The 23,507-nt window shown below is 53.4% G+C and carries 16 protein-coding genes; 4 read left to right on the top strand and 12 right to left on the bottom strand.

Going from position 1 to position 23,507, the window contains the following annotated elements:
- Positions 1-2: 2 nt before the first annotated feature.
- A complete protein-coding gene (locus tag ACFOMG_RS01955; RefSeq protein WP_376864420.1) occupies positions 3-536 on the top strand; it encodes a DUF2057 family protein in 534 nt (177 codons plus the stop codon).
- A 3-nt stretch (positions 537-539) separates the two neighbouring features.
- Here the strand turns inward: ACFOMG_RS01955 and fliD are convergent, their stop codons facing one another.
- The 9 genes from fliD to rpe form a co-directional block, all read right to left on the bottom strand.
- Positions 540-4,490 carry a flagellar filament capping protein FliD gene (gene fliD / locus ACFOMG_RS01950; protein ID WP_376864419.1) on the bottom strand — a complete coding sequence of 1,317 codons (3,951 nt, stop codon included), beginning with the start codon at positions 4,488-4,490 and terminating at the stop codon, positions 540-542.
- 150 nt (positions 4,491-4,640) lie between these two features.
- The gene (locus tag ACFOMG_RS01945; protein ID WP_376864418.1) at positions 4,641-5,042 is read right to left on the bottom strand and encodes a flagellar protein FlaG; all 402 of its coding nucleotides are present in this window, start codon (positions 5,040-5,042) and stop codon (positions 4,641-4,643) included.
- Positions 5,043-5,114: 72 nt separating this feature from the next.
- On the bottom strand, positions 5,115-7,571 hold the full coding sequence (locus tag ACFOMG_RS01940) for a flagellin N-terminal helical domain-containing protein (RefSeq protein ID WP_376864417.1): 2,457 nt from the start codon (positions 7,569-7,571) through the stop codon (positions 5,115-5,117).
- 612 nt (positions 7,572-8,183) lie between these two features.
- Complete coding sequence (locus ACFOMG_RS01935; protein WP_376864416.1) at positions 8,184-10,391, bottom strand: TonB-dependent receptor family protein; 2,208 nt, start codon at positions 10,389-10,391, stop codon at positions 8,184-8,186.
- Between the two features lie 1,267 nt (positions 10,392-11,658).
- Positions 11,659-11,979 carry a Grx4 family monothiol glutaredoxin gene (grxD, locus tag ACFOMG_RS01930; RefSeq protein ID WP_376864415.1) on the bottom strand — a complete coding sequence of 107 codons (321 nt, stop codon included), beginning with the start codon at positions 11,977-11,979 and terminating at the stop codon, positions 11,659-11,661.
- A gap of 119 nt (positions 11,980-12,098) precedes the next feature.
- Positions 12,099-13,655, bottom strand: coding sequence for a DNA recombination protein RmuC (locus tag ACFOMG_RS01925; protein ID WP_376864414.1), 1,557 nt, complete (start codon positions 13,653-13,655; stop codon positions 12,099-12,101).
- 14 nt (positions 13,656-13,669) lie between these two features.
- A complete protein-coding gene (locus ACFOMG_RS01920; RefSeq protein ID WP_376864413.1) occupies positions 13,670-14,230 on the bottom strand; it encodes a hypothetical protein in 561 nt (186 codons plus the stop codon).
- Entirely contained in the window at positions 14,227-14,919 is a 693-nt protein-coding gene (locus tag ACFOMG_RS01915) for a phosphoglycolate phosphatase (RefSeq protein WP_376864412.1), read from the bottom strand. Before ACFOMG_RS01915 ends, ACFOMG_RS01920 begins: the two co-directional genes overlap by 4 nt.
- 4 nt (positions 14,920-14,923) lie before the next feature.
- On the bottom strand, positions 14,924-15,607 hold the full coding sequence (gene rpe / locus ACFOMG_RS01910; RefSeq protein ID WP_376864797.1) for a ribulose-phosphate 3-epimerase: 684 nt from the start codon (positions 15,605-15,607) through the stop codon (positions 14,924-14,926).
- 132 nt (positions 15,608-15,739) lie between these two features.
- Here rpe and ACFOMG_RS01905 point away from each other — a divergent pair, with 132 nt between their 5' ends.
- Genes ACFOMG_RS01905 through ACFOMG_RS01895 form a run of 3 tightly spaced genes read left to right on the top strand, consistent with a single transcriptional unit; the run spans position 15,740 to position 18,401 of the window.
- Entirely contained in the window at positions 15,740-16,966 is a 1,227-nt protein-coding gene (locus ACFOMG_RS01905) for a DUF3530 family protein (RefSeq protein ID WP_376864411.1), read from the top strand.
- A gap of 57 nt (positions 16,967-17,023) precedes the next feature.
- Positions 17,024-17,608: a hypothetical protein gene (locus ACFOMG_RS01900; protein ID WP_376864410.1), complete on the top strand. Its 585-nt coding sequence runs from the start codon at positions 17,024-17,026 to the stop codon at positions 17,606-17,608.
- 58 nt (positions 17,609-17,666) lie between these two features.
- Positions 17,667-18,401: an MBL fold metallo-hydrolase gene (locus ACFOMG_RS01895; RefSeq protein ID WP_376864409.1), complete on the top strand. Its 735-nt coding sequence runs from the start codon at positions 17,667-17,669 to the stop codon at positions 18,399-18,401.
- A gap of 104 nt (positions 18,402-18,505) precedes the next feature.
- On the opposite strand, the gene ACFOMG_RS01890 is transcribed toward ACFOMG_RS01895, so the two are convergent.
- The 3 genes from ACFOMG_RS01890 to ACFOMG_RS01880 are packed head-to-tail and all read right to left on the bottom strand — an operon-like array spanning position 18,506 to position 23,390.
- Complete coding sequence (locus tag ACFOMG_RS01890) at positions 18,506-20,947, bottom strand: phosphoketolase family protein (protein WP_376864408.1); 2,442 nt, start codon at positions 20,945-20,947, stop codon at positions 18,506-18,508.
- On the bottom strand, positions 20,944-21,873 hold the full coding sequence (locus ACFOMG_RS01885) for a ribose-phosphate diphosphokinase (RefSeq protein ID WP_376864407.1): 930 nt from the start codon (positions 21,871-21,873) through the stop codon (positions 20,944-20,946). The genes ACFOMG_RS01890 and ACFOMG_RS01885 overlap by 4 nt, the downstream gene beginning before the upstream one ends.
- Complete coding sequence (locus tag ACFOMG_RS01880) at positions 21,873-23,390, bottom strand: thymidine phosphorylase family protein (RefSeq protein ID WP_376864406.1); 1,518 nt, start codon at positions 23,388-23,390, stop codon at positions 21,873-21,875. The genes ACFOMG_RS01885 and ACFOMG_RS01880 overlap by 1 nt, the downstream gene beginning before the upstream one ends.
- Between the last annotated feature and the right edge of the window lie 117 nt (positions 23,391-23,507).

The following is a 23,507-nucleotide window of genomic DNA, read 5'->3' as shown; positions in this document are numbered from 1 at the left end:
CTATGATCCGTTTCCTGATTTCTTGCCTGGTTATATCAGCCATCAGCTGGTCCTGCTACGCTGAAACCCGTGTCAGTTTAACCCTGCCCGCCGCACTTGAGCTGATGGCGGTGGATCAACAGCCGGTCAATTCTCCCAGCCTGGTCAGCGGCAGTTATCAGCAACCGATTGCCGTTGGTACGCACCGTTTAACCGTTAAATACCTGCAAAACTGGAATAATAATGATGACGGTGGTCAGTTATTTGAGTCCGAACGGCTGGTGATCGACCATCATTTTCTGCCAGGAAAAAACTATCAGCTGACGATTCCGCCACTGAATAATGCCTGGCAAGCGGAAGCGTTCGCCCGCCAACCGACTATCTGGCTGTCCGAAAATTCAGAAAAAGTCGCAACGGCCTTCACGGCGGAGCAAGCACAGCAACGGGAAAAAAAACAGCCTGAAAGCGTCAGGCTGAAACAAATGAAATTACTCTGGCAACAGGCCAGTCCGGCTGAACAGCGGCGTTTCCGCCACTGGCTCAACCATCCGGACTGATGTTTAGCCTTTCTGCGCGGCGGCCATCGCTTCAAACTGTTGTTTGATAAAGTCACCGGTGGAGTTCAACTTCTGAATAATGGCATCGTTAAATAGAAACTGGCTTTTTAAGCGGGCTTCCTGGGCAGCCAGGCGAGCATCCAATCGCTCACGGTCGGCCAATAAATCTTCTTTTTCGGTATCTAACGCACTTTGCTTATTGGTAATACTGCCGTTTTTAAAATCCAGAATACCCGATAAAATATCGTTCAGCTGATCACCAAAGCCGGTCACATAACTGACTGTTCCCCGATCCCCTAGCGCGCCACCGCTTACCTTTAAACGTATACCACTGGCATCGTCAATTTCACCTTCTTTGGCTTTGCCCGCTTCACCATCGGCCTGGCCGGCAATAAAGCCGAATGTCGTTGATGCTGCCGCCGGAACCTCCTTCATGGTAACGCTGGAATCACCGCCTTTTGAGGCCGAAATAATGCCGAATTTCTGATAGGCAAAGGATGCGGGATCATCATTATATTCCACCTGCACCTGCTTACCGGCATCCTTAAGGGTGGCGTTAGTGTTAATCGCTTCCTGCAAAGCAGCCGCCAGAGTAGCCCCACTGTTATACACCGCCGGCTGATTCAGCGTGATTTCAGCCTCAACCCCGTCCACCTCAATGGTAAAGGTGTTATTAGTTGCATCCAGAATAACCGGTGTGGAAAAATCGGCCGCCGGATTGGCAATATAAAAACCATTGGTGGCGGCCTGATTGCCGTTCTGTGCCGTCAGGAATTGTCCTTTGCCTTTTGCTTCTACTCCATTAATTTTACCGGCCACATCGGTACCGGTTGCAGCCTGGGGCGAATAACTGGCAGCATCCCGTAAGCCAAAGATGGTAATGGCTTCAACATCCAGATCACTGAACGAAACCGCCGTCGCATTCCCGCCAATATTAATATCAAACGACCCGAGATCCGTTTCCGGGTCATAGTTGTAGGTCACCGTCGGGTCTAGGTCGTAGCCGTAACGCCGGGTGTCATCAAACCCCATAGCGTCGTAACCATTACTCTGAGTTTCGGCCACCAGTCCCAGATTCGCGGCCGCAGTGCCGGCCAGATTTTTAACCTCAATGGCCGCTGAAGCGCCAAAGGTTGCTGCTGTTTTGGTGCCGTCTTTTGCTACCGTTTCAAAATAAATCTGATCCGAGTCATCCAGCTTCGCCACCACATCACCGGCTTTAAACTGGCCACTGGCAACCAGTGCTGAATCCAGTGCCTGCTGCACCACGGTCAGTGTTGAGTTTTTATCATTACTGCCCGCAGTACCATCACCATCCACATCGACGTTAATATCAACACCGGCAATATTCAGTGTAAAGGTAGCATTATTTCCGCCAGAAAAATCGATGCCACCGGCAATCACAGCACCCGCAGAAGTGGTTGCGCCACGACCATCCGATGACACTTCCAGATACTCTTCATGTCCGGTTGCCACGCTGGTCAGCTTCAGTCCGGTACCATCGGCACTGGCAGTCACAACCCCGGCGCCAAAAGCGGAATCCAGAGCCGCCTGGACATCGGCAACATTGTCACCTGAGTCTGTATTTACAACGACTTCTTTTTCAACCCCGGAAACGTTCAGGGTAAAACCGGCGTTCGCGCTGGTAAAATCAATATTGGTGGAAATATCGCGGCTGCTGGTGCTGCTTTCTGCGCCACTGACAACCGTTGAAAAATTGGCATCGCTGCTCAGCTGGTTAGCGATAGCCGTCTGAATGGCGGCGGCCATATCGGCTCCACTGAGATAGGTACCAGCCGGAACACTGACTTTTGCCGAAGTCGATACGCCATCAATATCCATATTAAATGCCACCGGGCTGGCAAAGGTAATTCCCGGATCACTGCCATTACTCTGAGCACCCTGTGTTGCATCCAGCCCCAGAGCAATATCATTCACACTACTGCCGGCCGCGCTAATTTCGATGCTTTGCGCCGCGCCGACTGCGGTCGTGGTAAAAATCAGATAGCCGTTATCATCAAATCCGGCTTCCACCGCGCCATTTAATGCCGTGGCATCGATGGCCGTCTGAATCGCCTGTAACGTATCACCACGATCACCAATAACACCATCACTGTTCAGATCGTTGCCAGCGGCATTCTGATTCACCGTAACGGCAATCGGCCCGCCACCGATATCGAGAGAAAAAGTGGCATTATCCGTGGAAAAATCAATGCCCTGAGTGTCATCCAGAGTTAATGTACCCGGCTGTGTGGAGGCACCTTTACCAACAAACGCATCGGCATTAATCGTGGTTAACTCGACCCCGTCAAAGGTTCCCTTACCCAGGATATTAAAGCCCAGCGTGTTCGCCGTGTTGGAATCAACGCTGGTAAATGAAATTCGTGAGTCTGAACCGTATTTATTCGACGTAATAGAAAATGACTTCGCACTGGCATCAAAGTCGACCGATACCGAGGAGAAACTGTTTTTAAAGGTTGGGTTACTGTTGATCTGTAACGCAATCTGTTTCGCCAGCTCATCACCACTGCTGTAGCTGCCATGGGTCAGGCTGATCACTTCATTGGTGCCATCCACATTAATGGTAAAACCATCATTGTTTTCATCAATAACAACCGGAGAAGAAAAATCCAGCGCACTGACACTGCCCCCCTGATAAACCGCCTGGGTCGCCAGCTGAGTGATTTCCACACCATAAGAGCCCGACTGAGTATTGATCGAGTCATTGACATAAGTGATCTGACTGTCACTGGTTGAACCACTTTTAGCCAGAATACTGACAATCGTTTCCGGCTCTTCACTCAGTGCCTTGGTAAACACCGAAGTATCAAAATCCAGCAGGAAATCGTTATTACGGTCTGTGTTAACTCCCAGCTCCGTCAGCGAACGATACTGAGTGCCCACCAGGCCGGAAATGGGTTGGCTGATTAACGAACGCACCTGCTGCTGAATAGTCCGGATGGTGGCATCACCTAATAGTAGACCGGCTTGTTCGGATTCAGAATCGTAAGAGGTCAGATCGTCGGTAAACTTTTTAAACTCGTTATAAGCATCAACAAATGCCTGAATATTTTCCTGAATCGCTTCGGTATCCGGCTGCACCGATACCGTCACCTGCTTGCCAACGTCCGCACTTTTCAGATTCAGAGATACCCCGGGTACCACTTCATCAACCGTGTTTGAATCGCGGGTAATGGTCAGGCCGTTCACTCTCAGCTGAGCATCTTCACCCCGGGCTGTTTCTTCCAGCGCTCCGGCACCATTCTGATTTTCGTTGTAGGCAATTGCCGACAAACCGGAAGTGGCCAGGTTGCCGTCTGAGTCAAAGGTTTCGATACGCATCGCACTGCTGGCACCGGTATCGGAGGAGCTGATGACCAGGCGATAACCACTGCCATCATTAATAATATTGGCTTTAGCGCCGATATTGGCGTTATTAATGGCATCCCGGATGCCACTGAGGGTCTGATTCGATGAATCGATAACAATCGGGTCACCACCTTTATCCGGATTAACATCCTGGCTGACAAAATTACCGCTGCCATCGTAGCTGATATCACCAAAGCTGATACGGATTTCGCCGGTGCCGATGATTTCGTCGTAACTGGAATAGGCGCCGGTGACCAGCGAATGCGATTTTGCCGTATTCAGCACTTCGATATTATAACTACCGGTGTCAGCCAGCGCTGAACCGGTGGCGGTTAAAATACTTTCATCCGATGAGGTTGCGACGGTAGAGCCGGATTCACTGGGAGAGGCCAGCGCCCCGGCAGCGGCTTTCAGTTTATCCGCCAGCGACTGAATTTCACCGTAGGCGGTAATTTTGGCGTCGACGATTTTTTCTTCACGATCCAGACGCAGTTCCGATGCTTCACGCTCGGCCCCGATAATTTTGTCCACCAGATCATTGGTTAACACGCCTGAACCTAAACCCAGGGATTCAATAGCAGCCATAATACCTCCTCTCCCGGCGCCCGTTTAACACGCCTTTACCTGTCTCCCGGAAACGCAAAACCCCGGTATCAACCTTATCGGCCGATCCGGGGTTATTATTAGTGCAGATGTCAGTTGAGTCACCTCTTTATGTTGCTGAGGTGGTCTCCGTCATACCTGAGCGCTGAATAATAACGATGGCTCCTCATCATTCAATTTCTGCGCCAGTGTCAGGGCTAACTCATCAGGGATCTGACGGATCAACTCGGACGACTCCTTATCAAACACCTTAATCACAGTACGACCGCTGTCTTCATCCAGCTGGAAGTCGAGAGTGCGTTCAGTGGATTGCACGTAGTCATTCAGTTTAGAAACAGCATCTTTCACCTGTTCTTTACTCACTTCGGCAACCTTGTCACTCATGGCTGGCAAACCTTTGCCGCTCTCATCTACCTGCCCGGCTTTATAAGCCTGAACTGCTGCGGATGAAGTCGAATCAGCCTGGACAGACGGCTTATTGCCGGCAGCAACCAGCTGCACTCTGTCGGTCATTGTGGCTTTTATCTCATTCATAACTCACCTCGCATGTCTGGGTTATGCTCTCCGGTTACTTTTCAGTAACCGGAGAAATAAGTTCCGGAGAACTTATCCCAGCAGGGACAGAACCTGCTGACCCGCCGCATTGGCCTGAGCCAGTACCGAGATACCTGCCTGCTGCAGTACGTTAGTACGCTGCAACTCAGCAGTTTCCGCTGCGAAGTCGGCATCCTGAATCCGCGAGTTCGCTGAGTTCAGGTTTTCTGAGGTGATCTGCAGGTTACTGACGGTGGATTCCATCCGGTTCTGCACCGCACCCAGATCCGCACGCTGGCTGGCAACCTGAGCAATGGCGTTGTCCACGGCCACCAGCGCATCCTGCGCACCTTCGAAGGTAGAGATATCGATATCAGTCAGTGCCTGGCCGTCTTCACCGCCGCCGTAAACACCGGCTTTAAAGCCAGAGTCTTCCAGACCCGTTGTACCATTAGTACCGATGCCCACTTCATAAGCACTGGCTGACGATAAAGTAACCGTTGAGTAAGTTGTCTTTGCACCAGAAGCGTAGCTGTATGCATCAACGGTGGTCGCACCACTATCCACACCAACGCTATCAGTGCCCAGGCCAAAGTTCCGAATATCGGTACCCAAATCAGTAACAGATTCACTCGCAGTTGCGGAGTCCGCAAACAATGAGATGTTACGACCATCAGCAGCCGTTAAGGTAAGGGACTCGCCATTGTCGCTGGCAACCACACCAGTCTGACCGCTGACTTCGTTAATTGCCGCAATCGCATTGGCTTTGTTTTTCTCATAATCTCCGGTTTCAGTGATATCGACTGCGACATTATTGATAGTCAGACGGATACTTTCACCTGCAGTAACCGCACCGGCGGTAGCCCCAAAACGCAGAGCACCAGCGTTGAGAAGATCAGTCTTAGAGCCACCTACAACTTCCGTTGCGTTGGCCTCTGCCGTAACACCAGTGTCTTCAGTTGATTTATTAATCGCTGCTGCAATCGCAATCCCTGAAGCTGCCGCATCAGATGAACCTGCAGTAGTGTCAGATGCAGTATCATCAAGGGAGGTCGAAGCCTGAATCGACACGCCGTTGATGGTTAAATCACCAGAATCCAACCGTTTTTCAGAGGCTTTCGCCGCATTAGCGGCAATCGCCACATCCTCTTGCGTGTTACCGCCAACCGTAATGTCATCATAGCCTGCTGCATCAAATGCTGCCTGCAGATCCGCTTGGGTAGCCGCACCAGTCACAGTCACATCAATTGTAATTCCAGCGGCCGTTGCTTCAGCTTCAGCCAATACATCCGTTTGTGCAGTGGTTGATACTGTAGTAACACCTGCTGTGCCACCGACTTCTTGCTTGGTGGTACTGCTGGACGCTGTCTGCGCTGAATACGTACCTGCCGCCAGACCGGAGTTTTCGATATTACCGTTACCAGTATCGTTACCACCGCTAATCACAATGTCCGTATTGGCATTCTGAGCGGTCAGAGTGAAACCGGCATAATGAGTCTCTGCTGTATTAACACCGGTATCGGCATCAGCCAGGCCATAATCGGCCAGATTAGTAGCTGCACCATCAATGGTGATATTACGACCATCCGCTGCGGTCAAAATAACACCGCCGTCTTTACCACCGTCAGAGGCCGTGACACCGGTCTGTTCCGCTTTGGCGTTAATCGCTGCAATTACAGAGCCCCGGGTACCGGCTTTGGCTGCTTCACTGGTGTTATCGGTACCCTGAATTTCAATGGCAACGCCATTCAGTGTAACCGTGGTACCACCACTGGCATCTCCTGCAGAGTCCATATCCGCACCAACGACCACGTTTGCATCAACCGTTGCGGTAACGCCGGTAACATCGGCCACGTCATTTATTGCAGCCACTTTAGCGATGGCGCTTTTTTCTTTATCGGTGAACGACAGCTCGTCATCGCCGGCAACCGAAGCACGAATGCCTTCGCCGTTAATCACTAAATCGCCGTTGCTTAATTTTTCGCTGGTGCCCTGTGCTGACACACCGGCCTGGGAAGAAGAACCCAGTTTGTCTGCAGTCAGCTCAGCAATGGAAACATCCAGCGTCTGACCGGCGTTGGCACCGATCTGGAAAGTAGCAGAGAAAGAACCGTCTAACAGCTTACGGCCGTTGAAGTCAGTTTCTTCTGCGGTACGGGAGATCTCAGCCACCAGCTGATCAACCTCAGCCTGCAGTGCATCGCGGTCAACATCAGAGTTGGTTGCGTTAGCGGACTGTACCGACAGCTCACGGATACGCTGCAGGTTTTCATTAATGGAACCCAGAGCACCTTCGGCAGTTTGTGCCAGCGCGATACCGTCACCGGCGTTACGCACAGCCACGTTCAGGCCTTTGATCTGAGAAGTGAAACGTGTCGAAATTGCCAGACCCGCCGCATCGTCTTTTGCGCTGTTGATACGCAGACCAGACGACAAACGTTGCAGTGCGGTTTGGTTCGCAGACTGCGATTTGTCCAGGTTACGCTGGGCGTTAATCGAGGCAATGTTGGTGTTAATAATTTGAGGCATAGCTTCGTCTCCTTTGCCACCGGTGGTGGCTATTGCCCACGATGCGGGGCTCAACTTAGTTCGTTACATCCTTTGTAACGGCACGCCTCAGAATTTCTTTTATACCTTTTTAGACTTTTCTTATTGTTTTTTATAACTACTAACCAATACAAACAAAAAGCGCCGCTCACTGGCGCAATGCTGTTCACTTAAGCTTGAAGCACAGCGTCTGGCTCCCACGCTCTGCGTGGTAGTCATGTCTGAACGTCTGGCTCCCACGCTCTGCGTGGTAGTCATGTCTGAACGTCTGGCTCCCACGCTCTGCGTGGTAGTCATATCTGAACGTCTGGCTCCCACGCTCTGCGTGGTAGTCATATCTGCGTCTGGCTCCCACGCTCCGCGTGGTAGTCATGTCTGAACATCTGGCTCCCACGCTCTGCGTGGTAGTCATGTCTGAACGTCTGGCTCCCACGCTCTGCGTGGTAGTCATATCTGAACGTCTGGCTACCACGCAGAGCGTGGGAGCTAGAACATATCTACCACGCAGAGCGTGGGAGCTAGAATAACTGATACAAACAAAAAGCCCCGCTCACTGGCGGGGCTTATCGTTGGGCCGCTCAGGCTGGTTGCCTGTCAGAATTTCAGCTTAACCCCGACATTCAGCGACCGTGGCTTGCCCGGACGGAAACCGTAGGGTTTGGCTGAAACGACATATTGTTCATCCAGCAGGTTATCTACCGTGCCGTAGAACTGCAGTTGCTGGCTGACATGATACGCCGACGACACATCAAATACCGTGTGGGCATCAATCCGATCGGCCTCAGCAATGGCACCTTTTCCTGGCACGTTACGCATTTCGCTCTGATACAGCGCCGACAAATTGATACGCCAGGCATCATGACGGATACCGGTCTGAATATTCAGACGGTGCTCCGGCAGGTAGCCGATTTCATAACCCTGTTCGATCTGTAGGCCTTTTTCACCAAAGGCACCACTGGTGTCTTCAAAAGCTTCACCAAATTCACCCTGGCTGAAGGTATAAGTTAACGCCAGGGGCAGCGTTACATTGGCAATCTGATGTTCACTTTTCCAGCTGGCTTCCAGCCCTGCTACCTGAGCGCTGCCCGCATTTGCCTGATTACCAACCTGGTCGTTGCTGCAGCCATTCTGGAACGAACAGGTGCCGCTGAACTGGGTATAGTCATTGAGGAACACAATCACTTCCGCCTGATTGCCAGACGCAGAAAAATAGCGCCCACCCACTTCGTAATTGGTGCTTTCTTCCGGTTGAACGTCGCCACTGCCACCCGGTGTTGCTGCAGTAAACCCTTTGTGAACCCCGGCCAGCACACCAAACTCAGCGTTCAGCTGGGTAAAAACACCAATACCCGGCAAGGTAACGGTTTGTGTCATTTCCTGCTTATTAAGCTTCACACCGGTGTTAGGATTATAATTAATGCGCTCGGATTCGATCGTTTCATGGCGCAGTCCCAGGGTGATCCGGGTCGTGTCGAGCTGAATATCATCTTTGATGTAGAGCGCCAGCGCTTTGGCTTCGTCTTCGTTGAGGGTCGTGGTAAACAGAGTACCCGCAACAGCCTGCAGCTCGCCGCCGGCCAGCATGGCATAGTTCTGTTCCGACTGGTCACGCTCAACCGAGTCCTGATGATAACGCAGACCGACTTCCAGCTGATTGATCAGGCCGGCCAGCTCAATATCACTGTTGAAGCGGGTCTGAATTCCCTGAGATACGTAGGTACGGTCATTACTGCCGATCAGCAGTTGTTCATCGTTATTCACCGACGCCTGATTGCCACTGATCACCTGGTAGAAGTCGGCATTCACGCCGGTTGGATCCAGCAATACTTCCTGCAGGGTTTTACCACCGGCAAATTTATTGACCTTAAACCAGTCACGGTGAAAATCATGGCGATAAACATCCGTAGTCAGGCTGGCGCCACTGGCCAGCGTCAGCAGGTGATTCAGGTGAATCGTGCTGTGTTGCCATTCCATATTGTCCAACTGACTGGCCGCATAACGGCGGTAAGGGTCGGCATCAAAGTCGGCGCGGCTCAGTCCCAGATACGTTTCATCCGACGTTTCATCGGCATACCCCAGTTTCAGCTGGAAGCGCTGGCTGATGCGGCCGAGTGATTCCCAGCTCAGCTTGGTATTAATGTCGTTACGTTCAAAACCGGTACTGCCATCAGCGGCACCATCGAGATCTTTAAAGCCATCAGCGCTGACGCGTAAACCTTCAATCAGATAACCAAACTGGCCACGCTCTGCACCATACCAGCTTTCATAACGCTGAAAGTTATCGCTGCCGTATTGCACATCCAGCTCACCAGAGGCGATAAACGGAATTGGCCGGCTGACCAGATTCACCGCCCCGCCAATCGTCGCCGGACCATACTGAATCGTGGCCGGACCTTTAAATACCTCAACCGCACTCATGCGTGACACATTGGGGAAATAATAAGCGGCAGGGGCGGAATAGGGCGAGGGGCCCGCCAGGACGCCGTCTTCCATTAAAGTGATTTTTTTGCTGCGCTCCGGCGATGTGCCACGTAAACCGATATTCGGGCGCAGACCATAACCGTCTTCCTGCTGCAGATTAACGCCGGGAACGGCATTGAGAATACGGTTGATATCCGTGTATTCAAACTCTTCCAGCGCGATGTCATCGATCAGCGTCGCTGACCCTGGCTGCGTCCTGACCTGATCTTCACCCCCTGTGATATAAACGTTATCGAGTTCGACCTGATCGTCAGCCGCGTAAGACGCCGCAGAAGCAATGGCCAATGCCAAAGGCAGCAGTGGGAAACGAGATACAGACACAGCATTCTCCGCAAAATCGGCAAGCAAAAAATTGACAGGCATTTAAACACAAGTGAGATTCAGTATTAAGTACATTTGCGGTTAGAATACCGCTCACTGATCGCAGCGTTGCTATTTTATGTCGCCCACTGATATCCATTGGCTTATCTGCTCATCAGCCCGGCGCAGCACCAGCAACACCACGCAATCGGTGGTCTGCGCTGCAACTATGGCTCAACGCTCGCAATCTGGGATAAAAGTTTCGGCTGCTTGTCCGCAGCAAAGTATTATGCCACTACAGTACGAATGTTCTGTAGGAGCAAACCCTGTTCGCGATATCAATCTTAATGATTATTCGGGGACAAGGTCCCCTCCCACAAAACACGGTGGGTATGAATGTTCTGTGGAAGCAAACCCTGTTCGCGATATAAATCTAATGATTATTCGGGGACAAGGTCCCCTCCCACAAAAAAGCGTGGAAGTGAATGTTCTGTAGGAGCGAACCCCGTTCGCGATATCAATATTAATGATTATTCGGGGACAAGGTCCCCTCCCACAAAACACGGTGGGTACGAATGTGCTGTGGGAGTGAACCCTGTTCGCGATATAAATCTTAATGATTATTCAGAGGCAGGGTCCCCTCCCACAAAAAAATGTGGGAGTGAATATGCTGTGGGAGCGAACCCTGTTCGCGATATCAATCTTAATGATTATTCAGGGGCAGGGTCCCCTCCCACAAAAAAATGTGGGAGTGAATATGCTGCGGGAGCGAACCCTGTTCGCGATATCAATCTTAATGATTATTCGGGGACAAGGTCCCCTCCCACAAAAAAATGTGGGAGTGAATATGCTGCGGAAGCGAACCCTGTTCGCGATATAAATCTTAATGATTATTCGGGGACAAGGTCCCCTCCCACAAAACACGGTGGGTATGAATGTTCTGTGAAAGCAAACCCTGTTCGCGATATCAATCTTAATGATTATTCGGGGACAAGGTCCCCTCCCACAAAACACGGTGGGTATGAATGTTCTGTGGAAGCAAACCCTGTTCGCGATATCAATCTTAATGATTATTCGGGGACAAGGTCCACTCCCACAAAAAAACGTGGAAGTGAATGTGCTGTAGGAGCGAACCCTGTTCGCGATATCAATCTTAATGATTATTCGGGGACAAGGTCCACTCCCACAAAAAAACGTGGAAGTGAATGTGCTGTAGGAGCGAACCCTGTTCGCGATATAAATCTAATGATTATTCGGGGACAAGGTTCCCTCCCACAAAAAACCGCTGTTATTCAGCCGGCGCCGCTTCTTCCAGCATTGGCTTCAGTTCACCTTTCTGGTGCATCTCGGTGATGATGTCGCAACCGCCGACCAACTCACCTTTTACCCACAGCTGTGGGAAGGTTGGCCAGTTAGCGTATTTTGGCAGATTGGCACGGATCTCCGGGTTAGACAGAACATCCACGTAAGCGAACTTCTGACCACATTCCATCACCGCCTGCACGGTTTGTGCTGAGAAGCCACACATTGGCTGGTTCGGAGAACCTTTCATGTACAGCAGGATATCGTTGTTTTCGACCTGGTCTTTAATGGTTTCCATAATATCCATAGGGATCTCTCTTAATGTTGTAAGTAAAACAAAGCTGGCGCGATTCTAACATAAGCACATCCGGCAGCCAGCAAATAGTTGACCGGGGCGCTGGGATTTACTGACAGCAACACAGCGTATTACAGCTCAATCTCCTGCTGAGATAAGCGTTTGCTCTCGCTGCTTTCCGGGCTGTCTGCTGCCGTCGGCTCGGAGGCCAGCGCTTCATGCAGTTCGTGTTCGGCATTGGCCTCTTCCACCAGAGTACGGGCCAGCTCTTTTTTCACCCGCACCCCCAGTTTCTGAAAGTTGTCGGCCCGGCTGAGCAGGTTACCACGCCCCTGTTTCAGTGATTTCCAGGCGTCGTCATAGGTCCCCTGCACCGTATTCAGCTGTTTCCCCAGCTTCTCCAGATAGTCCACCAGGCTGGCCACCTTTTCGTACACCAGCCGTGCCTGATCGGCGATTTTTTCCGTGTTGCGGTTACGCCGTTCAATGGCCCACAAACTGGCGACCGTACGTAAGGTTGCCAACAGAGTGGTGGGGGTGACCACCACAATGCGGCGTTCGAAAGCGTCGTTAAACAACTGTTCGTCCTGCTGGAAGGCCGCCATAAAAGCGGGTTCTACCGGCATAAACAAAAACACAAAGTCCGGTGAGTTCAGTCCTTCCAGCTGCTGATAGGCTTTTTCGCTCAGGCTTTTGATATGACTCCGCACCGAATCAACGTGGCGTTTTAACGCCGCCAGGCGTTGCTCATCGCTGTCGGCGTTAATGGCATCGGTGTAGGCACTCAGCGACACCTTGGAGTCAACGATGATGTGTTTGCCTTCGGGCAGGTTAATAATCACATCCGGGCGATACCGCTGGCCACTGTCGTCGTTGTGGCTCTGTTCACGCACGTACTCCTCACCGATACGTAACCCTGAACGCTCCAGTACCGTTTCCAGTACCATTTCGCCCCAGTTACCCTGCACTTTTTGTTCACCACGTAATGCGGTGGTTAACGCCTGAGCCTCGGAACTCATCTGTTGATTCAGTTTGTGTAATTCACCGATTTGCGCCCGCAAAGATGCACGGTCTTTGGCGTCGTGCAGATGTACGTCTTCGACTTTTTTATGCAGCCCTTCCAGTTGTTGCTTAAACGGTGCCAGCAACGCATCCAGGCCTTGTTTATTGTGTTCGTTTTGTTGTTTTTGCTGCTCATTCAGCTGGCGCGATTTTTCATCCAGTATCTTTTGCGATAACAACTCAAACTCTTTTACCAGCTGGGTTTTATTGTCTTCCAGCAGGCGCAGTTTCTCTTCGTCATGTTGTTGCTGTTGCTGGCGCGCCTGTTGTTCGGTCGCGACCTGAGTTTGCAGCTGCTGGGTTTGCTGGCGTTGCTGTTCCAGTTGTTGCTGCACCTGCTGATATTCCTGCTGCAGTGTGTCCTGCTGACGCTGCAAGGCTTCGGCCCGCTCCTGCCAGCGGGTGCTGTCGAGCTGTTGCTGCTGCAGTTGTTGTTGCAACTGCTGAGTGTGTTGTTGTGCAGCCTGTTGCTGGTGCTGCAGCTCTGTTGTCAGTGGCTGCAGCCGTTGCAGCTCATTTTGCAGCTGCTGTTTTTTACGGTTCACCAGCAAAGCGGTCAACGCGGCGGAACTACTGGCTAATAACAGAGAAAAAACCGCTAAATAAGAAATGCTGAGTTCAAGCATGAAAAGTCCGGCAATTAAAATAACGAACGGATACCGGCATTAATGCTGCGCGATGTCACGTCATCAAACCGGGTATGAGAAAATTCAAAATAAAAGGTGCCCCGCCCCAGCCGGCGGTGATCACCGGGCATGGTAAAACCAACGGCCGATAAATCGCTGCAACCACTTTTCGACCAGGGTTGTGCCAGGCCGGTCATACTGGCAGCCCAGCAATGACCGCCATAACGCAGGTACGGGCCAGCCGGTGTTACGCCCGAGCCGAGCGGTAATTTTAATTCCATATCCCAGCCACCACTGATGCCTTCGAACCGCACCGGCTGATTTTCATCGTCATTATTAGTGTCATTGCTGGCTGCACGCCAGCCATAAATATTGACGCTGGTCGTTAAAAAGGATGTCAGTTGCACGCCGGATTCGGCTTTTAATAACTGGCTGACGGTCGCTTTATCCTCAGCGCCACCGATTTTCTGAATCCCTAGCCCCAGCGCAATACCACCATAGGGATGTATTTCGGCGAACAGCTTGCTGCTGATCCCGCTGCAACAGATGACCAGAGCCAGTACTCTTAGTTTCATGCCAGTAACTCCAGCAGATTATCCAGTAGCAGGTCCGGTTGGCTCAGGGCAATATCTTCGCCGTGGTTATAACCATAACTCACTGCCACACTGGCAACAGCGGCGGCCTTCGCCGCGGCGATATCGTTACGCGAGTCACCAATCATCAGCGCCGCCTGAGGCGCACACCGCTGCTGTTCGCAGGCGTGTAATAACGGCAAAGCCGACGGTTTCTTTTCCGCCAGATCGTCACCACAAATAACGCCGGCAAAATGCTCCTGCCACCCCAGTGATTGCAGTAACGGCAGGGTAAATAACCGCGGTTTATTGGTGATCAGTACCGCCGGTAACGACAGCTGATCAAGTAGTGCCTGCACACCGGGATACACCCCGGTGGCACGATGTAAGGCCGACAGATAAGCATCGTCAAACACCTGCCGCCAGGGTTCAACTTCACTGGCCGCTAAGGCATTGGCCGCATCTTCATCACCAGCGGTTAACGCCCGGCGAATCAGCTGGTCGGCGCCGTTGCCAACCCAGTGGCTGACGTTTGTCACACCGGCCGGTTCTCTGCCGAAGTGTTTCAGCATCTGATCGATGGCTGCAGCCAGATCCGGCACACTGTCGATCAGGGTGCCGTCGAGATCGAACAACAGCAGCTCCGGGGCTTGCCCGGCAAATAACTCAGTGACCGCGGCACTCCAGTTCATGGCATCAGGCCTGTTCTGCCGCAGCAATTTCTGCCCGCATCTGATCGATCACGGTTTTGTAATCCGGAGCATTAAAAATGGCCGAACCGGCAACAAACATGTCCGCACCGGCTGCGCGGATTTCACCGATGTTGTCAGCTTTCACCCCACCGTCAATTTCCAGCCGGATGTCGTAACCGGAGGCATCAATTTTAGCCCGTGCTTCACGCAGTTTATCCAGCGTGCCCGGAATAAACGACTGGCCACCAAAACCGGGGTTAACCGACATCAGCAATACCACGTCCAGCTTGTCCATCACATAGTCCATATAATGCAGTGGCGTCGCCGGATTAAATACCAGACCCGCTTTTAAGCCGGCTGATTTAATCAATTGCAGGCTACGGTCGATATGGTCGGACGCTTCCGGGTGGAAGGTAATATAGCTGGCACCGGCGTCGATAAAATCACCGATAATACGATCCACCGGACTGACCATCAGGTGTACATCAATCGGCGCGGTCACGCCGTGATCGCGCAGCGCTTTACACACCATAGGGCCAATCGTCAGGTTGGGAACATAGTGGTTATCCATCACGTCAAAGTGAACCACATCGGCTCCGGCAGCCAGTACATTGTCGACTTCTTCTCCCAGGCGGGCGAAGTCAGCGGACAGAATCGACGGGGCAATCAAACAATCTTTCATGGACATACCATTCACAAGCTAATTCAGGTTGCGGGCATTGTACGGTCTGCGCTCCGGCTTTGCATCTCCGGCGACGGGTACGGTTTTTGCTGCTGACTGACGTGTGTTGAATTTATGTCACCTGTGGAAACCCGCGTTATGCCCCGTTTATCCTTATGCTGGCTGTTCCCCCTGTTGCTGCTGCCGGCGTCATCTCTGCTGGCCGAAGATGAGCCCGACAACCAGGCCAGCACCCCGGCAAACGAGGCGCCAGCGGACAACGAGCCGTCTGCCGGCGCTAGCGAACCACAAGCGGACATCAGCGCCCGGGTCACTCCTCAAACCGAGGCTCAGCGCCATCGCGGCGTACTGGAACATCTCAGCCTGTATCAGCGCGACCGCGAAGTCGTGCAATTATTAGCCGCTGAAGATGCCTTTAACGGCCTGTATTTGCCGCACACCAACTCCTCGCCGCAGGGGGGAATTCTGCTGTTGCATGACAACGGACAGCACGGCCACTGGCCCACGGTCACCGCTCCGCTACGCGAGTACCTGCCCCGCTACGGCTGGAACACGCTGGCCATTGAGCTGCCGCAGCAGCCAGCCGGGGAGTTACCACCGCGCGGCGATTACCACACCACCGCCGAACCGGAACAACAGCAGACAGCGCAGATCGATCAGGGCGACAGCGAACAGCAAGCGGATAACAGTGACACCAGCGATGACCCCCAAGACGATCAGGACAACCCGGTAGCGCTGGACAGCAACGGCATCAGTCTCAGCAATGACCCGGATGAAAATCAAGCCAACAATCCGGCAGAACCACCGCTGCCGGCACTCGACAGCCTGCCACCCGTGCAGCAACAAAATCAGCCAGCGGAGGACGAGACGGCTACCGACAAGGGTCCGGATGCCGCACAGCGTTATCAGCAGCAGATGCGTGCCCGGGTGAATGCCGCAATGGCCTATCTGACCAGTCGCGGCCAGCTCAATCGGGTGATCATTGCCAACGGCAACAGCGCTTCCTGGGCAGTTGATTATCTGCTTAACCGGCAGCAGCAAAAACAAACTGACGGTGAACTGCAGGGCTTTGCACTGGTGATGGTGGATGCCCGGCAAAACCGGAATAACCCGCTCTACCTCGATGACCAGCTGCAGCAACTGCGGATTCCGGTACTGGATGTGATTACCCGCCAGCGTATCACCAGCGCCACCGCAACGGAGCGTCGCGCCGGCGCCATGCGGCGTAAACAGCGGCAGCAATATCAGCAGCTGCAGCTCGATACGCCACAACCGGATCAGTACAGCCAGCAATTGCAACGCCGGGTGCGGGGCTGGCTGAAAAGCCACGCCGCTGGCACCGAGCTGCCAGCCAGCAAGTCGTAAAAAGACTTCTATACTGAACGGCAGTTGCCACACTTATCAAAATGCCAGGAACACCCTATGCGCACGCCGATTTTTGTTACCGCCGCCAGCATTGCCGCCGAATTACACCAGGCCATGCTGGAGGCCAAAGGACTGGCTCTGACGGCCAAAAATGCCCGCGCACTGGCTGTCCGGGCCGGCTCTAAAACCGTCGGTTTTAAAGCCATCACCCATTTTATCGACGAACTGGCGAGCGATATTATCCGCCAGTCGCAATACATCAACGGCGTGTCAGAAAAGTTATCGCAACAGGCGGTGTCGTTATGGCGCACCAGCACAGCATCAGAGAAGTTCTACTGGATCTCGCAACAGGGCAGTGAACATCAGGAATCACTGAGCGCCGCCATGAAGGTGTGTTTTGAACAACGGGAGACGTTATCCGGCGCATTACAACGCGGCCTGCGGGAGTTAGAACAACAGCTGGAAGAAGGCGATAAACACATCCGTACTGCCAACCTGATTGCCACTTCCAGCAAGGTAGAAGCGTCATCAGCGGAAGAGTTCCGCAGCCAGCTGGAAGTGATTGCTAATAATATTACAGATACCGCCGATAAAATCCGCGCCCACCTGAGTAAAGCCCGCAGCCTGCTGAGCCAACGCTGACGCCGTGCAGCATTAACGTCTTAACCCACAGCGACGAACCACGTTAAGGAAATCAACCATGTTAGCCACCACCATTTATGAAGACGGAGATCATCGCTGGATTATGTTCGGGCGCGACCCGGACAAAGCCGATGGCATCATCGACACCAACCAATACATGATTCAGAGCGGCAACCAGACGATTCTGCTCGACCCGGGTGGCATCGAGTTATTTGCTCCCATGTTATCGGCAGTACTGAAGTTTGTGCCGGCAGAACAAATTACTCATTTATTCGCCTCGCATCAGGACCCGGATATTATTTCCTCGCTGGGGTTATGGGATCAGGCCTTACCGAACGCCAAACTGTATTCTCCCTGGCTATGGGAAAGTTTTATCCGCCATTTCGGCATGGAACGGATTGAATATTGCGCCATCCCGGATGAAGGTATGACCATCACCCTGAATAAAATTCAGCTGCAGTTTTTCCCGGCGCATTACCTGCATTCGTCGGGTAATTTCCATGTGTACGACCCGAAAGCGCGAATTCTGATGAGTGGTGACGTCGGTGCGGCACTGGAGTCGGTGGAAGCGCCGTTATGGGTCGACAATATGGCCAATCACGCTCCTAAAATGAAAAAGTTCCACCAGCGCTGGATGCCGTCCGACGACGCCAAACTTGATTGGGTGCGCCGCGCGCGTAATCTGGAGATCGATATCATGGCGCCGCAACACGGGCGGCTGTTTAAACCACCGTTTGTCACGGAATTCCTCGACTGGTTCGAACAACTGCCGGTTGGCATTGCCGTCAAATAGATTCAGCCCCCACCGTCTGCAGCCAATAAAAAAGGCTTACCGGTTGATACGGTAAGCCTTTTTTGATGGCTGTTTTTTGTGCCGCAAGCGCTGTGGCAAAAAGTTCAGCCGTCCTCAGGCGGATACGGATGTTTAATCACCTGATACGGGTCTCCCTGCCCCTGAATCGCCGCCCACTCTTCCGCGCTCAGCCACGCTGTCGGCTCAACATCCGCCAGCCGCGCCAGTGCAGCCAGGGCATCCGCCCAGGTACAACGATTAGCGAACAACAAACCTTCGGCATCCAGAGTGCCGCCCTGATTAACATAACCCAGTGCCACACAACGTTGTGGCCCCAGATCCAGCATCCGCGCATGGCCCAATAACACTTCCGGGCGGGTATGAGTCAGCAGTACCCGTTGCTGCACCCGCGCCGGGAATAACGCTTCCATCACCGACTCAGAGGCCTGCATCTCGGCTTCGTAACCATCACGCGGGGTGCGGAAACGACCCGGCTCCAGCAGGTAGATTAACGAATGCGCCACCCCTTTCTCTTTCAGCCGGTCGCTGGCTTTTAACGCCTGCTGTAACTGGAAAGCACCACAGGCCACCAGCTGCAGCTCTGAGCCACAATGGCCACGCACACAAATGGCGCCGTCCTGTACCAGTGCTTCAGCCTGGCGGGCGTCAAATACCGTGGCCATCACCGACTTCGGCACCACTAAGTTCCAGATCACGCCCAGATCACCATAACAGGCTTTCAGGCAGGCCATGGCGCTGTTGCCATCGGCCGGGAACACCACCCGCGAAACATCAGTCATCTCAGCCATCAGGCTTTCTGCCAGGCTGGGGTCCTGATGGCTTTGTTCATTTTTACCGTTTTCCCACACATGAGAGGTAGAAATAACCGGCAAGCCTAGCCAGGGTGCCGGCTCTCCCCCTTCTTTCTGGTGGCGTGAAAAAATAATCGCCTGACGAATGGCTCCCAACATCTTGGTGGCAAACGCCTCATAAGATACCACCAGATTTAAGCCACTCTGATTGGCTAAACACGCACTCACCACCGCTTCTTCGTTGAGCGCTGTGATGACTTTACCGTCGATGGCTTCGGCCACTCCGTTTTCCGGGTCGGTGACTCTGTGCTGTAACAGATCCAGCGTCTGATTCATGCGGTTGGAGCGCAACTCATCCGGATTACCAACCCGTACCCGTAAGTGAGGGTTCACCTCCACCAGATCAACAAAATAATTATCCACAGCCGCCATCGGCGCAATGGCATCGTGCAACCAGCCCGGGTCCTGACGGTTAATTGTCACAGCGATGGGTAACGACGGTGCCTGGGGCTGAGACAGACGTTGTGCAGCCTGTTTCCAGTCCGCTTCCGGTTGCCATAACGCCCGGCTACCGCGATGGAAAAAGCTCAGCGCGTCGTTATCGCGACGCGGGTTACTGCCCAATGGCAGGCCATGAGCAGCATTGGTGCCGGCGCCGGGGAAACCATAACCTTTAACCGTTTCGGCAATACAATACGGCATCGGCACCGGGTAACCGGCATCGCCACTGTCTGCTGCTTCACCGGCGTGTTGCAGGTGTTGCTCCATAAAATAAATGGCACATACAAATGCCGCCGGGTCGCGCCCGTCAATCACAAACGGCGCAAATCCCTGATGTTTCAGATGATCGATAAACCAGTCACTGCCGCCTTGCTGGGCGACGGTGGTGCGCTGATCAATGCGCCGGCCGTTAGCAATCATCACCGGGCTGACCAGGCCGGAATCCTTCGCCCGCCACCAGCGTGCCGCCCAGTCGCTGCCACGCTGCTCTTCAAACGCACCGTCACTTAAAAACGCCACCAGCCGCTCACCCGGTTTCGGCACATGGACATATTGCAGCCCGGCAAAACCCAGGTAGCCACCTTCGATACGGGCACCGGCGGTATTCGGGTTTACGTGGGAACCCAGCGGCGATAGTGGCTTACCGTCGGGGCGTACACGGTAATTGTAAAAATCCTGCACAAACCGGCTCAGACCGTCATCGTTCAGCGGGTATTGTTGCTGACGTTCCGCCAGAGCGGTGCCGGTTAACAACTGCAGCGCATCAACCGCCGCCACACAGTGCCCCTGGCCCATCAGCCAGTCGCGATGAATACCGGTGAGGCTGTTGATCGCCATATAAGCCGCATACGCCGGCACCATATTTAACGAACCACCGGTATGGCCCTGAGGGTCGCGTTTAAAATCCAGCGGGCTCAGTTCTCGGCCATCCAGAAACACGTGTTTGGCATAAGTCATATGCACCACCAGCCACATCGCCTGATTGGTCAGCACATCCAGGGCCGCGAGTTTCTGATAACACTCCGCCTTGTTACTGATGGTACCGGCTTCCTCCAGCGCCGTTGCCAGTTCATACACCTGCAGCTGAGTGGCACTCTGGTGTTTTACCATGCCCACACCCTCGGCCCAGCGAGCGAATTCAGGGTCAAACTCACGATGCTGACGCGCCTGCGCATCAATTTCCTGTTGCTGGAAACGCTCACGCTGCTGCATATAAATCAGGCTCAGACTCATAACGCATACTCCTGGGTTTCTGACTCACATTCGAGGATCAGCTCCAGAATCGCCGGCGTCATCAGGTAACTGATATCAATCTGGTTGGTGCTGTGCGGGATGCAGTTACAGGTGCGGATATCGGCAATCGGGCCACGCCGCATTTCGGCTTCGGCGCCATCGGCAAACACCGCATGGACACCAATACACAAGGGCGCATTCAGCCCTTGTTTCTGCAGTTCCTCGGCGGTGCGCAACATAGTACGACCGGTGGAAATAATATCGTCGACCATCACCGGCAGGTGCTGCTGATAACGCTCCACATCAGGGATATGAATCGCCACGTCACGATCACCGGAGCGGGTTTTACGTAACACCAGATGATCACACTGAGCGGCCTCGGCCACGGTACTGGCCCACTGCTCACTTTCTTCATCCGGCCCGACAATCAGCAATGGCTGCTGCGGATTCTGCTGGCCCAGCTGCTGCAGGTATTCACCAATAATCGCGGTGGCGTGCAGGGTACGAGTGGGAATGGAATAAATTTCATTGAGATGGTGATAACGATGCAAATGCGGATCAATAGTGACCAGGTAATCAAAATGTTCACTGATCAACCGGGCAAAATATTTCGACGTTAAACATTCGCCGGGCTGAAAACGGATATCCTGACGCATATAAGCCAGGTACGGCGCCACCAGGCCAACCCGGGCCGCTCCCATCTCTTTCAGATGAGATGCCATAAACAATAATCCCAACGCTTTATCGTTCGGCTGATGTAAGTGACACAACACCACCACATCCTGGCCTGCCACATCCGCCGGCAGATTAAAGTAGTGTTCGCCATCGGGAAAATGGCGGCTTTCCAGCGGCAGAATATCCGCCGCCAGCGAGCGGGCTAAGGATTCAGCCAGCTGCTGGTGACCATCCATACATAAAATCAACATCAGACTGTTTCCTCTTCAATGCGGATCACATCGGTGTGTCCGTCTAAAAATTCCAGTGCATACGCCAGCTCCCCCGGAGCCTGGGCATACAGGGTAAATAATGGCGACCCCGCCTGAACGTTGTCGCCCAGCCGGACATGAACATCCATACCCGCCGCCGGTGCGGTTGGCGCGCCGGCCAGCGACGCCAGCCGGGCGATAAAGCGATTATTAAAATACGCCACCACACCGTGTTTTTCGGCACAAATGGTATGGCTGTGAGGTGCCATTTGCGGTTGCTTAAAGCCACCCTGTGCCTCACAGATAGCCCGGAATTTAGCCATTGCACGGCCGCTGTCCAGGGTTTCACGGGCCATTGCCAGACCATCTCCAGGCGCTGCAGAGGCTGACATTTCCAGCATTTCCGCCGCCAGGCACAAGGATTTTTCGCGCAGATCCTGCGGTGCCTGACTGTCGTTCATTAACACCTGCAACACATCCCGGGCCTCCAGCGCCGGACCAATACCGCGGCCTATCGGCTGGCTGCCATCGGTGACCAGGGTGCGTACCTGTAATCCCAGTGCGGCACCGGTGTTTTCCAGTAATTGTTGCAGCCGCCGGGCTTTATCAGCAGAGCGTACTTTAGCGGTTGGCCCGACCGGGATATCGATCAGCACCTGACGGGCACCGGCGGCGACTTTTTTCGAAATGACCGACGCCACCAGCTGGCCTTCACTGTCGAGATCCAGCGCCCGCTCAACCCGGATCACGATATCGTCGGTGGGACTGAGCGAAACCGAGCCACCCCAGGCCAGGCAGGCCCCCTGCTGCTCCACCACACGACGCATCTGCTCAAATTCCAGCTGCACTCTGGTCATGGTTTCCATGGTATCGGCCGTGCCCGCCGGAGAGGTAATTGCCCGGCTGGACGTTTTTGGCATGGTCAGACCGTTGGCCGCAACAATGGCTGTGACTATGGGAGTGGTGCGGTTACCCGGTAACCCACCCACACAATGTTTATCGAGAATGTTGTCGCTGCCCCAGTCAAAACGCTGACCACTGGCCACCATGGCTTCGGTCAGGGCGATGGTTTCCTCCAGATTGAGGCGGTCGCCGGCACAAGCGGTCACAAACGCCGATAACTGAATATCACTGTAACGTCCGGCCTTAATATCGCGGATCACTGCGCTGGCGGTTTGTTGAGTAAAACGTTCGCCGTATAACTTGCCACGTACAAACGACATAGAATCGACTGCCCGGGCGTGGCGGAAAGATAACCGCTCGCCGTCCTGCGGTTCACCCAATAACCGCCAGGCCGCTTCGGATACTGCCGCCTCCTGGTGCGACAGTAAGTCATTACTGACCAACGCCAGACTGGCAATGGTGGAATGCCCTTCGGTACACACTTCCACCCGTGACTGAGCGGTAAACCCCTCAGCGATCGCCACATGACAATCCTGACGCATATACACTACAGGCTCCTGGTGGGTATCGACCCCCAGTCGCCGCAGCTTAAGAAAATCGCAATTCTGTTCCATAACTACTGACTCTGCTTAACTCAACACAGTGTATGAAGGCTGTTTTTCACTTGCCTTGCCGTAAATCAACGAGATAGCAGAGTAAACTGACTAATCTGTCATGAACACACGCAGCAA

The organism is Bacterioplanoides pacificum (genome assembly GCF_042648445.1).
Classification (GTDB): domain Bacteria; phylum Pseudomonadota; class Gammaproteobacteria; order Pseudomonadales; family Oceanobacteraceae; genus Bacterioplanoides; species Bacterioplanoides pacificum.
Note: the sequence above shows the minus strand (reverse complement) of the source record. Positions and strands in the feature narration are given on the sequence as shown.

Bases quoted from the DNA above. Each gene is read 5' to 3' on its own strand.
- ACFOMG_RS01955 (WP_376864420.1), top strand. From the start codon at position 3: ATGATCCGTTTCCTGATTTCTTGCCTGGTTATATCAGCCATCAGCTGG.
- fliD (WP_376864419.1), bottom strand. From the start codon at position 4,490: ATGGCTGCTATTGAATCCCTGGGTTTAGGTTCAGGCGTGTTAACCAAT.
- ACFOMG_RS01945 (WP_376864418.1), bottom strand. From the start codon at position 5,042: ATGAATGAGATAAAAGCCACAATGACCGACAGAGTGCAGCTGGTTGCT.
- ACFOMG_RS01940 (WP_376864417.1), bottom strand. From the start codon at position 7,571: ATGCCTCAAATTATTAACACCAACATTGCCTCGATTAACGCCCAGCGT.
- grxD (WP_376864415.1), bottom strand. From the start codon at position 11,979: ATGGATATTATGGAAACCATTAAAGACCAGGTCGAAAACAACGATATC.
- ACFOMG_RS01925 (WP_376864414.1), bottom strand. From the start codon at position 13,655: ATGCTTGAACTCAGCATTTCTTATTTAGCGGTTTTTTCTCTGTTATTA.
- ACFOMG_RS01920 (WP_376864413.1), bottom strand. From the start codon at position 14,230: ATGAAACTAAGAGTACTGGCTCTGGTCATCTGTTGCAGCGGGATCAGC.
- ACFOMG_RS01915 (WP_376864412.1), bottom strand. From the start codon at position 14,919: ATGAACTGGAGTGCCGCGGTCACTGAGTTATTTGCCGGGCAAGCCCCG.
- rpe (WP_376864797.1), bottom strand. From the start codon at position 15,607: ATGTCCATGAAAGATTGTTTGATTGCCCCGTCGATTCTGTCCGCTGAC.
- ACFOMG_RS01905 (WP_376864411.1), top strand. From the start codon at position 15,740: ATGCCCCGTTTATCCTTATGCTGGCTGTTCCCCCTGTTGCTGCTGCCG.
- ACFOMG_RS01900 (WP_376864410.1), top strand. From the start codon at position 17,024: ATGCGCACGCCGATTTTTGTTACCGCCGCCAGCATTGCCGCCGAATTA.
- ACFOMG_RS01895 (WP_376864409.1), top strand. From the start codon at position 17,667: ATGTTAGCCACCACCATTTATGAAGACGGAGATCATCGCTGGATTATG.
- ACFOMG_RS01890 (WP_376864408.1), bottom strand. From the start codon at position 20,947: ATGAGTCTGAGCCTGATTTATATGCAGCAGCGTGAGCGTTTCCAGCAA.
- ACFOMG_RS01885 (WP_376864407.1), bottom strand. From the start codon at position 21,873: ATGTTGATTTTATGTATGGATGGTCACCAGCAGCTGGCTGAATCCTTA.
- ACFOMG_RS01880 (WP_376864406.1), bottom strand. From the start codon at position 23,390: ATGGAACAGAATTGCGATTTTCTTAAGCTGCGGCGACTGGGGGTCGAT.